This window comes from Deinococcus sp., assembly GCF_030523985.1.
Classification (GTDB): domain Bacteria; phylum Deinococcota; class Deinococci; order Deinococcales; family Deinococcaceae; genus Deinococcus.
Window position 1 is genome coordinate 1 of record NZ_JAUNHK010000097.1, and the last position, 9,656, is coordinate 9,656.

Genomic DNA, 9,656 nt, shown 5'->3' on the forward strand with positions numbered 1-9,656 from the left:
CTGCCGCGCTTTACGCCCGAAGCGGCGGCGGTGCTGGGCGGGTTGCCGATGGTGTAGACGCCTGGGAATTGAGCGAAAGAGGAGGCCGAAGCGCACAAGCTTGGGCCTCTCTTTTAGCCCTATTCCGCCCCGAACACCTGCACCCAGTACGTCGGAAACAGGGTCTTGCTCGTCCCGTTGTTGACCGCCGCGCCGAACAGTTTCCACTCTGGGCGCATCAAGTTCTCGCAGTGGCCGGGGCTGGTCAGCAGGTGTTTGACCGCTTCGGCGGCGGTAATCGAGCCGTACTGGATATTTTCGCCCACGCTGCCGCGAAAGCCGTAGCCTTTTGCCCGCTCCAGCGGGTCACTGCCGTCCTTGGGGTTGGTGTGGCCCCGGAAATCGAAGCGCACCATGTCGCGGGCGTGGCGGGCGGCAGCGGCTTCCAGGCGGGTGTCCCATTTCAGCGGCCCGGTGGCGTTCATCAGTTTGCCCCCGCACTTCTGGCCCTGGCTTCTGGCCCGGTTGGTCGCGGCCAGAAAGTCGTTCAGCCACCGCCGCGACTGCGTCAGGTCCACCCGCGCCGCTGTCGCCAGCACCATGCCCATGCGGGTGCCGTCGGTGGCGAGGCCGTACTCGGCGTAGCCCTGCCACTTGCCGCACTGCTGCGCCAGTGTTCGGCGCACCCAGTTCAGGTCGCCGTGGTAGGTCGCCGTCCAGCCCTGGGCGTTGTGGGGGCGGTAGTTCTGGCGCTCCAGTGCCTTGCCGAGTTCGTAGGAGGCCAGCAGGTCAGCCGCCGCCTGACCCAGCGGCACCGAGAGCGCGGGTTTGACGCCGCAGCCTGCCAGAGCCGCTTGCACGGCGGCGCGAAGTTGATCGGGTTGGGCAGGGCTGGCAGCGGACGCGGAGGCGCTCAGGGACGCCAGGGTCAGACTCAGCGCAAAGGGAAGGAGCTTCACGGCTCCAGGGTAGAGGCCGAGGACTGACCCGCTTCTGACCCGTTCACGACTGCGACTCAGCCGCCGCCCACGACCCGTTGCGCGGGTTCCCACAGTCGCCACAGGGTATAGATACCCATAACGAAGTGCAGCACCAGTTTGGCCCCGATGCCCGCCAGAATGCCCACCAGCGTGCCCCAGGCCGAGCGCCCGGCGTCTTCCAGCGGCTTGCGGGCAAAGAGCAGTTCGGCAGCGAACGCCCCCACCAGCGGCCCCACGAACAGGCCCAGTGGCCCCAGCAACATCCCCAGCAAGCCGCCGACAATCGCGCCCCACATGGCTTCCTTGCCGCCGCCATACTTTTTGGCTCCCCAGGCCGAGGCCACGTTGTCCACACTCATCACCAGCAGCGTGACCAGCCCGAAGCCGAGCAGAAACGGCAGGTCGGCCCCCGCCTGAAAGCCGTCCAGCAGCACGGCGATGGCGGCCCCGGCAAAAATGATGAGGGTCGCGGGCACAGCGGGCAGAAAGGTGCAGACCATTCCCGCTATCCAGGCCACCAGAAAGATGATGAAGGCAAGGCTCATATGGCGCAGAATACGCGGCGCAGACGGCCAGAGTTCCCCGCGTTAGGGGTGGCAATCCTGACCACTCCGCCCCGTTTTCTGCGTTGAGTTTGGGAGGCGGGAACGCTAGCCTGACTATTGAGAACTTTTCGCAATAAGCCCCCATCCCAGGAGTTTCGATATGACCGCACCCACCATGATGCCAGCCCCTGCCCAGGCTCCGGGCAGCAAAAAATTTGTCATCCCCCCCGACATACGTCAGGCCCTCCTGTTCACCCTTTTGACCCTGCTGGGCCTGATTGTCGGTCTGATTGGCGAGTACGTGGTGCGTCAGGACGCCGTGATGTGGGCGGGCTACGGCCTCGCCTACCTCGCAGGCGGCATCCCGGCGGGCCGTGAGGCGCTGCACAGCCTCTTTGTCGAGAAAAAGCTGGACGTTGACCTGCTGATGGTGCTGGCCGCCCTCGGCGCGGCGTCCATCGGGCAGACGGCGGACGGTGCCATCCTGCTGTTCCTGTTCAGCCTGTCCAACACCTTGCAGGACTGGGCGATGGGCCGCACCAAACGCGCCATCGAAGCCCTGATGGACCTCAACCCCGAAGGAGCCACCGTGCGCCGCGACGGGGTGGAGAAATGGTGCGAACTGGGCGACATCCGCATCGGTGACCTGCTGGTGGTCAAGCCGGGCGAGCGCATCGCCGCCGACGCCCGCGTGGTGACGGGCAATACTTCGGTGGACGAGTCGCCCATCACGGGTGAAAGCCGCCCGATTGACAAGGCTCCGGGCGCGGAACTGGCCTCGGGGACGGTCAACCTCAACGGCAGCGTGGAAGCCGAAGTGATTCGCCCTGCCGGAGAGTCCACCCTGGCCCGTCTGGTCGCGCTGATGGAAGACGCCCAGACCCAGAAAAGCCGCACCGAAACCCTCAGCGAGCGCTGGGAAAGCCCCTACGCCACCCTGGTGCTGCTGTCGGTGCCGCTGGTCTACGCGGGACTGCACTATCTGGGCGGCCTGAGCGTTCCCGACTCGTGGTACCGCGCCATGACTTTCATGGTGGTCGCCTCGCCCTGTGCCGTCGTGATTTCCACCCCCGCCGTGATGCTCTCGGCTATGGCGGCGGCGGCCCGCGCTGGGGTGCTGTTCAAGAGCAGCGCGGCGCTGGACACGCTGGCAGGCGTCAACACCATCGCCTTCGACAAGACGGGCACGCTGACCCAGGCCAAGATGACCCTGACCCATATCGTGGCAGACGACGAAACTGCGGCCCTGGCCCTGGCGGCGGGTCTGGAAGCGCACTCTGAACACCCGATTGCCCAGGCGATCGTGCAGTTCGCCGCGCAAAAAGGTGTGCAGGCCGTGACACTCACCGACGCGCAGGCTATTCCCGGTCACGGCATCGAAGCCCGCTTGCCCTCAGGCGAACTGGCCTGGGCGGGCAACCTGCGCCTGGCCCAGCGCGAAAACGCCGTGCTGACCGCCGAGCAGCAGGCGGCGCTGACGGGCCTGAGCAACGAAGGCAGCAGCACCGTCGTCGTGGGCGTGGGCCACCGCGTGCTCGGCATCATGGGCGTGGCCGACGCGCTGCGCCCCGGCATTGCCCAGGCCATCGCCAGTCTGAGGGGCGCGGGCATCGCCCACCCCGTGATGCTGACGGGCGACAAGAAAGAAGTGGCGGAAACGGTGGCCCGCGAAGTCGGCCTCAGCGAGTACCGCGCCGAGCTGCTGCCCGAGGACAAACTCCGCATCATCGGTGAACTGCCCGGCCCGGTGGCGATGGTGGGCGACGGCGTCAATGACGCGCCAGCCCTGGCCCGCGCCGACCTGGGCGTGGCGGTGGCGAGCGGGACAGACGTAGCCATCGAATCCGCCGACGTGGTGCTGATGCAAAACGATCTGGGCAAGCTGGCGGGGGCCGTGCGCCTCGCCAAAGACGCCAGCCGCACCGTCCGCTTCAACCTGCTGTTCGCCTTCGGGGTGATTCTCGTCGTCGCGCCGCTCGCCGTCATGGGCAAGGTGCCGCTGCCTCTGGGCGTGATCGCCCACGAAGGCGGCACCGTGTTCGTGGTCTTCATGGGCCTGCGCCTGCTGCGTCATCGTCTCTGACCTGAAAAACCTAACCTCGGCAACAAGGAGAAAGTATGTCCCGTCCCACCAAAACCGTCACCACCACCACCGTTCGTCCTGTGTCCCGTCCCGTCTGGCCCAAAGTGCTGGGCGGCGTGCTGGGGGCTTTCCTGCTGGCCCAGCTCGTTCCCTATGGCCGCGCCCATGCCAACCCGGCGGTGCAGGCCGAGCCGCAGTGGGACAGTCCGCAGACCAAGGCGCTCTTCGACCGCGCCTGCGCCGACTGCCACAGCAACGAAACCAAGTGGCCCTGGTACTCCAACGTCGCGCCCGTGTCCTGGCTGGTGCAGCGCCATGTGGACGAAGGCCGCAGCAAGTTCAACGTGTCGGTTCCCGGCTTCGGCGAGGACGCGCACGAGGCCGCCAACGAGGTCCGCGAGGGTGCCATGCCTGAGCCGACTTACCTGCCCATGCACCCCGAAGCCCGCCTGACCGCCGCCGAGCGCGACCAACTGATCAAGGGCCTCACGGTGACCTTTGGAGGAAAGTCCGAGGGTGGGGAAGAAGGCGAAAAAGACGGCGACTGAGCGCGGGGAAGTGTTGCGCGGCCAGGGAGCGTCGTCCCAGAAGGGGAGATGCCCCCTGGCCGTGTCGTACAGGCTCTCAGAAACCCGTTCCTCAAATCTGAAACGATACAGTTCGCACTCACGAAAGACTGCTGTGCTGGACGGCAAAATTTCCGCTGACGATGAATTGACGTAGCTATGCCAGCGGGTGTAGCCTGCATGAACCAAACGTTCATCTGTGGTTGGAACCGCTTCCGCTGGCCTACTCGGGGCCTGACAGAACTGGTGCGGCCACGCCAAGGAGAATCATGAAAAAGATTGCTGCCATTTTCGGTTTGACCGCTGCCCTCGCCGCGACCCAGGCCAGTGCCGTAACGCTGACCTTCGCCTGTGACTCGGTGGGCCAGGGGTTCAACGAGTGCAAGAAGGGCGCCGACGCCTGGGCCAAAAAGACGGGCAACACCGTCAAGCTGATTCAGGTCCCCAAAGAAACCGACCAACGTCTGGCCCTCTACCAACAGCAACTCGGCGCCAAGTCCGCCGACGTGGACGTGTATATGATCGACGTGGTGTGGCCCGGTCTGATCGGCCAGCACCTCGCCGACCTGAGCAAGTCCATCCCCGCCGCCGAAGTCAAGGCGCACTTCCCCGCCATCGTGGAAAACAACACCATCAACGGCAAGCTGATCGCCATGCCCTGGTTCACCGATGCGGGCGTGCTGTACTACCGCACCGACCTGCTCAAGAAGTACGGCTACGCCAAGCCCCCCAAGACCTGGAACGAACTGGCGACCATGGCCCAGAAGATTCAGGCGGGCGAGCGCAAGGCCAACCCCAAATTCGTGGGCTTCGTGTTCCAGGGCAAAAACTACGAAGGCCTGACCTGCGACGCGCTGGAATGGGTCAGCTCCTTCGGCGGCGGCACCATCGTGGACGGCAGCGGCAAAGTCACCATCAACAACCCCAAGGCCGTAGAAGCCCTGCGGACCATCCAGGGACTGGTCGGCACGGTGGCCCCCGCCGCCGTCACCACCTACGGCGAGGAAGAAGCCCGCAACGTGTGGCAGGCGGGCAACGCCGCGTTCATGCGCAACTGGCCCTACGCCTACGCCGCTGGTCAGGCCAAGGGCAGCCCCATCGCGGGCAAGATCGGCGTGGCGGCCCTGCCCGCTGGCACGGGTGGTAAGCCCGCCGCGACGCTGGGCGGCTGGCAACTGGCGGTCAACGCCTACTCAAAGAACCAGAAGGAAGCCACCGACCTGGTGCGCTACCTGACGGGCGTGCAGGAGCAGAAGCGCCGCGCGGTGCAGGCGAGCTACAACCCCACCATCGCCTCGCTGTACAAGGACAAGGACGTGCTCAAGGCCGTGCCCTTCTTCGGCAGCCTGTACGACGTGTTCACCAACGCCGTCGCCCGCCCCGCCACGGTCACGGGCAGCAAGTACAACCAGGTTTCCGACGCCTTCTCCAGCGCCGTCTACAGCGTGTTGACCAAGAAGAGCGCCCCTGGCCCCGCCCTCAAGACCCTGGAAGGCCAGCTCAACCGCATCAAGGGACGCGGCTGGTAAACGGCAGGTGGGAGACCCCCGCGCTCTCCCGCCCTTCCTCCTGTCCTGAAGCGCCCCTGCCCCGTCGCGGTGGGCGCTTTTTTCCTCACTTTGGAGGCAACCTATGACCGCAACCCCTCCGACTGGGCCACAACAGGCCCGCGTGCCCGTCAAGATGCGTGGGCTGGAAAAGTCCCGCTCGCGCACCGCCGTCCTGATGCTCATTCCCATGCTGCTGGTGCTGGCGGCGGTGGCGGGCTACCCGCTGCTGCGCACCATCTACCTGTCGTTTACCGAATACAACTTCATCAATGACCCCGCGCCGAAGTGGATTGGCCTGGGGAACTACTGGTTTACCACCGAAGACGGCGTGGGCCTGGGCCTGCTTCAGACGCCCGAGTGGTGGCAGTCGGTCTGGAATACCGTCAAATTCACGCTGCTCAGTGTGTCGCTCGAAACTGTGCTGGGCCTCGCCTTCGCGCTCGTCATCAACTCCAACTTCAAGGGCAAGGGCCTGATGCGCACCGCCATTCTGGTGCCCTGGGCGATTCCCACCGTTGTCTCGGCGCAGATGTGGAACTGGATGTACAACGACTCGTTCGGCATCATCAGCCAGTGGGGGCAGAGCCTCGGCTTCCTGCAACCGGGCGAGTCTTTCCTGAGTAACCCCGACACGGCGCTGGCGGCGCTGGTCGCCGTGGACGTGTGGAAGACCACGCCGTTTATGGCACTGCTGCTGCTGGCGGGCCTTCAGACCATTCCCAGTGACATGTACGAGGCCGCCGATGTGGACGGTGCTTCGCCCTGGACCAAATTCTGGCGGCTGACCCTGCCGCTGCTGACGCCCGCGCTGCTGGTCGCACTGATTTTCCGCACGCTGGACTCGCTGCGCGTGTTCGACATGCCCTACATCGTCAAGGGCAACGCGCCCGAAACCATGACCATGAGCATCTACGCCCGCCAGGAACTGATCGCCAACTCGCAGTTCGGCTTCGGCAGCGCGGTCAGCGTGGTGATTTTCCTCATCATCATGGTCTTTACCGCCATCTACGTCACCAGCCTGCGCGTCAAGTTCGACTGAGGAGGTCTGCGAATGAACTCAAAAAATCCTATGGTTCGCGGCCTGTCGTGGGCAGCTTTCTGGATCGTGGTCGCCATCGTACTGTTTTACGTGCTGTTCCCGTTCTACTGGGCCATCAAAACCAGCCTGACGGGTTCGGGTCAGCTCTCCAAGGAAGCGCTGCTGTGGTGGCCCACCCAGGCCAGCCTCAAGAACTTTACCGACGTTCTGACCAACGGCGGCTTTCTGCGCAACCTGCTCAACTCGGTGGTGGTGGCGACAGGCACGGTCATCATCAGCCTGCTGCTGTCGCTGCTGGCGGCCTACGCACTGGGCAAGTTCCGCTTCAAGGGCAAGAGCGTGCTGATGTACATCATCCTGGCGGTCAGCGTGTTTCCGCAAATTGCCGTGCTGTCGGGCCTCTACACCATGGTCAAGAGCTTCGGCCTCTACAACAGCTGGTGGGGCCTGATTCTGAGCTACATGATTTTCACGCTGCCGTTTACCGTCTGGACGTTGACGAGCTTCGTGCGTGAAATTCCCACCGAACTGGAAGAAGCCGCCTATGTGGACGGCGCGACGCCGCTGCAAACACTGTTTCAGGTGCTGCTGCCCGTGATGACGCCTGCTCTGGTCACGACCGGCCTGCTCGCCTTCATCAACGCGTGGAACGAGTACCTGTTCGCGCTGACCTTCACCTCCGACAACGCCGCCAGCACCGTTCCTGTCGCCATTGCCAACTTCAGTGGCGCTTCGCAATATGAAACGCCCTTCGGCCTGACGATGGCGGCCAGCGTCATCGTGACCGTGCCTCTTCTGATTCTGGTGCTGGTCTTCCAGCGCAACATCGTGAGCGGCCTGACCGCCGGAGCCGTGAAGGGCTGAAGCTCAAAGCCTCAAAGCACAAGGAAAAGGCCGCCTGCGTACCGGGCGGCCTCTCTTTTGCATTCTGCTGCTGGCTTACAGCTTGCTCAATTTCGGGTACTTGACGATGGCTTCGTCTTCGCTGAGGAACTCGCCCTCGGTATCGGGACTCCAGATGACTTCGGCGCGGATGAGGTCGCCCTCCGTTATCCCGCTGATGGCGAGCAGCGCGGCGCGGGCTTCGGCGGCGGTGGTGGCCCCGGCAGGGGGGAGGTTGCCCAGGGTGTGGGCGGCGACGGCGATGGTCACGGCCAGGTACAGGTCGCCTGCCTCCTTGTTGTAGCTGTAATTGGTGCGGCGCTGGAAACCGGAGTCGGGGTCCTGGTTCTGGTAATTGCTAGTGGTCTGCTCCTGAAAGGCGGCGCGGGCTTCGGTCGCCCAGGCTCCGACTTGGTTGGCGGCGGCGTTGGCGGCTCCCTGCGCCCGCTCTACGTTGCCGTACACCCAGCGTTCGGGGTGGCGCAGCGCGACCAGGGCAGCTTCCTGCATCATGCGGGCCAGTCCAGCGTTGGTGTCGGGGTCGCCTTCGCGGGCGATGCGCTGCATCTCGCTCTTGACTTCGTCGCCCTCGGCCAGCAGCAGTTGCACGCTGAGCGCCTGCGCGGTGCCGCTGACGCTGCCCAGGCTGCCCAGGCCGCGTGCGCCCCCACCGAGACTACGCCGCATGCCGCCGACGACCATGAACACCACGACCCCGAAGATGATGAGCGGGACGATGCCCATGCCGCCCCCGAAGCCCATGCCCCCGCCGTAGTAGCCTCCGCCCCCGCCGATGATGATGGGGCCACTATAGCCACCGCCCGAGTAGCCGCCTCCGGAGTACCCACCACCTGAATAGCCGCCGCCACTGCTGCCGCCAGGGTAGCCCCCACCCGACGAACTGCCGCCGAAACCGCCGCCCGACTGCGCCGCAGCCAGCCCCAGGTCGAGGGAGGTGGCGGGAAGGGAAAGGCCGCCCAGTGCCAGGGTTCCGCAGGCGGCGACGGTCAGCAGCCGCCGCGACCAGGCAAAGTGTGGACGGCGGGCAGTGGCATCGTGTTGTCCCATAATGGTTCAGTTTACGGGGCGAGGGGCGGGCGGGTTGCGGCGTGAAGAAAATGGGTAGGCGGTGCGCGGCCCGTTTCATCGGCTGTGCCCGGCACGTACACTGCCGACATGACCCTGAGCAGCGACACCGTGCTGACCCTCTCCCTTTCCGAATGGCAGACCTTCCTCGACAGCCTGTACGAGCGGGATGACCGCCTGGAGCGGCGCACGCCCGGCAAAACCTACCCGGACGACGAAGCGGTGGATGCCTACGTGCTCAGTGGACACGCCGAGGCGCTCCAGAGCGCGGAAGTGGACGGCGACCTCTGGGGCACGCTGGCCGACCTGGAAGAAGAAGCCCAGACCGAAGAGGAAGCCTGGGCCAAAATCTGTGGGTTTTATCTGGAACGCGGGTGTGTTCTGGTGCGGGTGGAGGGCAGCGACGAACTCGAGGAATGGATTTTCGCGGCTCCCCTGGCGCGGCGGCTGGGGCTGCTGGGTTAGCGCGTGGGCTGAGGCTGTGCGTTTTCTTCATCTTCGCCCGGAAAGCGTCCGTGCTTCTTGAAAAATTCCAGAATGCTGCCTTCGCGCAGGGCCTCGCGCAGAAAATCGGGCGGGGGTGGAAGCTGCACCGTACCGCCGGCATAGGTCAGCAGGCCCGTCTGGGCGTCCAGCGAAACCTCGTCGCCATCCTGAAGCAGTTCGGTCAGGTCGTACTCGAACGCCGGAATACCCAGGTTGAGCAGGTTGCGATAGTGGATACGGGCAAAGCTGGGCGCGACGATGCCGCCGATTCGCAGCTTTTTGAGGGCTTGCGGGGCGTACTCGCGGCTGCTGCCCAGACCCCAGTTGCGCCCGCCAATCAGGACGTCGCCGGGCTGAACCTGCGCGGCGAACTCGGGACGGATGTAATGAAACGCGAAGGTCTGAAACACGTCCTCGCCTGCCATGAAGGGGGCGAACTTGCCGGGCAGGATGTCGTCGG

The 9,656-nt window shown here is 65.0% G+C and carries 10 protein-coding genes; 6 read left to right on the forward strand and 4 right to left on the reverse strand.

The features are described from left to right. Positions 1-119: 119 nt before the first annotated feature. Positions 120-938: a CAP domain-containing protein gene (locus Q4C89_RS12125; protein WP_303102877.1), complete on the reverse strand. Its 819-nt coding sequence runs from the start codon at positions 936-938 to the stop codon at positions 120-122. A 56-nt stretch (positions 939-994) separates the two neighbouring features. Next, on the reverse strand, positions 995-1,504 hold the full coding sequence (locus tag Q4C89_RS12130) for a DUF456 domain-containing protein (RefSeq protein ID WP_303102878.1): 510 nt from the start codon (positions 1,502-1,504) through the stop codon (positions 995-997). Positions 1,505-1,664: 160 nt separating this feature from the next. On the opposite strand from Q4C89_RS12130, the gene Q4C89_RS12135 reads away from it, so the two are divergent. From Q4C89_RS12135 to Q4C89_RS12155, 5 genes are all read left to right on the forward strand, one after another. Then, complete coding sequence (locus Q4C89_RS12135) at positions 1,665-3,587, forward strand: heavy metal translocating P-type ATPase (RefSeq protein WP_303102879.1); 1,923 nt, start codon at positions 1,665-1,667, stop codon at positions 3,585-3,587. A gap of 35 nt (positions 3,588-3,622) precedes the next feature. Further along, on the forward strand, positions 3,623-4,135 hold the full coding sequence (locus Q4C89_RS12140; protein WP_303102880.1) for a heme-binding domain-containing protein: 513 nt from the start codon (positions 3,623-3,625) through the stop codon (positions 4,133-4,135). A 287-nt stretch (positions 4,136-4,422) separates the two neighbouring features. Then, positions 4,423-5,682 carry an ABC transporter substrate-binding protein gene (locus Q4C89_RS12145; protein WP_303102881.1) on the forward strand — a complete coding sequence of 420 codons (1,260 nt, stop codon included), beginning with the start codon at positions 4,423-4,425 and terminating at the stop codon, positions 5,680-5,682. A 103-nt stretch (positions 5,683-5,785) separates the two neighbouring features. After that, entirely contained in the window at positions 5,786-6,742 is a 957-nt protein-coding gene (locus Q4C89_RS12150; protein ID WP_303102882.1) for a carbohydrate ABC transporter permease, read from the forward strand. Positions 6,743-6,754: 12 nt separating this feature from the next. Continuing rightward, positions 6,755-7,606, forward strand: a complete 852-nt coding sequence (locus Q4C89_RS12155) for a carbohydrate ABC transporter permease (RefSeq protein ID WP_303102883.1) — start codon at positions 6,755-6,757, stop codon at positions 7,604-7,606. A gap of 75 nt (positions 7,607-7,681) precedes the next feature. Here the strand turns inward: Q4C89_RS12155 and Q4C89_RS12160 are convergent, their stop codons facing one another. Further along, on the reverse strand, positions 7,682-8,692 hold the full coding sequence (locus Q4C89_RS12160) for a DUF1517 domain-containing protein (protein WP_303102884.1): 1,011 nt from the start codon (positions 8,690-8,692) through the stop codon (positions 7,682-7,684). A 108-nt stretch (positions 8,693-8,800) separates the two neighbouring features. Here Q4C89_RS12160 and Q4C89_RS12165 point away from each other — a divergent pair, with 108 nt between their 5' ends. Next, positions 8,801-9,175, forward strand: a complete 375-nt coding sequence (locus Q4C89_RS12165; protein WP_303102885.1) for a hypothetical protein — start codon at positions 8,801-8,803, stop codon at positions 9,173-9,175. Here Q4C89_RS12165 and Q4C89_RS12170 read toward each other — a convergent pair. After that, on the reverse strand, positions 9,172-9,656 hold a 485-nt coding region (locus Q4C89_RS12170; protein ID WP_303102886.1), incomplete at its 5' end, for a homoaconitate hydratase. The genes Q4C89_RS12165 and Q4C89_RS12170 overlap by 4 nt on opposite strands.

Coding starts and splice junctions, on each gene's coding strand:
- Q4C89_RS12130 (WP_303102878.1), bottom strand. CDS start 1,504: ATGAGCCTTGCCTTCATCATCTTTCTGGTGGCCTGGATAGCGGGAATG.
- Q4C89_RS12135 (WP_303102879.1), top strand. CDS start 1,665: ATGACCGCACCCACCATGATGCCAGCCCCTGCCCAGGCTCCGGGCAGC.
- Q4C89_RS12140 (WP_303102880.1), top strand. CDS start 3,623: ATGTCCCGTCCCACCAAAACCGTCACCACCACCACCGTTCGTCCTGTG.
- Q4C89_RS12145 (WP_303102881.1), top strand. CDS start 4,423: ATGAAAAAGATTGCTGCCATTTTCGGTTTGACCGCTGCCCTCGCCGCG.
- Q4C89_RS12150 (WP_303102882.1), top strand. CDS start 5,786: ATGACCGCAACCCCTCCGACTGGGCCACAACAGGCCCGCGTGCCCGTC.
- Q4C89_RS12155 (WP_303102883.1), top strand. CDS start 6,755: ATGAACTCAAAAAATCCTATGGTTCGCGGCCTGTCGTGGGCAGCTTTC.
- Q4C89_RS12160 (WP_303102884.1), bottom strand. CDS start 8,692: ATGGGACAACACGATGCCACTGCCCGCCGTCCACACTTTGCCTGGTCG.
- Q4C89_RS12165 (WP_303102885.1), top strand. CDS start 8,801: ATGACCCTGAGCAGCGACACCGTGCTGACCCTCTCCCTTTCCGAATGG.